This window comes from Pararhizobium sp. PWRC1-1 (genome assembly GCF_049897905.1).
Lineage (GTDB): Bacteria > Pseudomonadota > Alphaproteobacteria > Rhizobiales > Rhizobiaceae > Pararhizobium.
Map to the genome: position 1 here is coordinate 1 of NZ_JAFCXE010000077.1, position 813 is coordinate 813.

An 813-nucleotide genomic window follows, 5' to 3' on the forward strand; every position below is an offset into this window, starting at 1 on the left:
TCCGCCAGACTGGTCTCTGGTGGGGGGCAGCAACAAGGCACTGCCGGAGTTGTTGACCGAGCTGAGGTCGGGAGTCGGACTGGTTCATAGTACCAATGAAACCGTTGAAGGAAACGAAACGCGTGGAGGGAAGGGATCGGCCCGAGAGGATCTCGCAAGAGGAGGCCAGGGTCCGGACACAGAGCCGGGTTGTCCTGATGCCAAACCTCGAGCGGGTGAACGCGGCAGCCAGACAGGTTGCCCGAACTCGGTTCACTGCACTGCTGCATCATGTCGATCTGAATGCGCTTCATCGTGCATTCAGACGGCAAAAGCGGCAGGCAAGCGCAGGCGTCGATGGGATGACTGTGGCGAAGTACGAAGAGAGGTTGGAGCAAAATCTTCACGATCTCTGCGAACGGGTCCACACGGGTCGCTACCGGCCACAGCCGGTGCGACGTGTTTACATTCCAAAAGCCGATGGCGGAAAACGGCCACTTGGAGTGCCGACCCTGGAGGATAAGATCGTCCAGGGCGCGGTCGCTGAAGTGCTTAGTGCCGTCTATGAGGCCGACTTTTGCGGGTTCTCCTATGGCTTCAGGCCAGGGCGCAACCCGCACATGGCACTGGATGCATTGCATACAGCGATCATGAACCAGCGCGTGAACTGGGTGCTCGATGCCGACATCCGCAGCTTCTTTGACTCGGTTGACCTCGAGTGGCTGTTGCAGATGGTGGCGCACAGGATAGCCGATCCCCGTATCCTCCAGCTTATCAAGCTGTGGCTGCGGGCGGGAATCCTTGAGAGCGGCGAGACGTATGAGACTGACAAGG

At 59.2% G+C, this 813-nt stretch carries 1 protein-coding gene; it reads left to right on the forward strand.

Annotation, left to right across the window (positions count from 1 at the left end; genetic code table 11):
- Positions 1-197 precede the first annotated feature (197 nt).
- Positions 198-813 (forward strand): reverse transcriptase domain-containing protein (locus ACP7E0_RS34980; protein WP_426131957.1); only part of this gene is annotated, 616 nt, incomplete at its 3' end.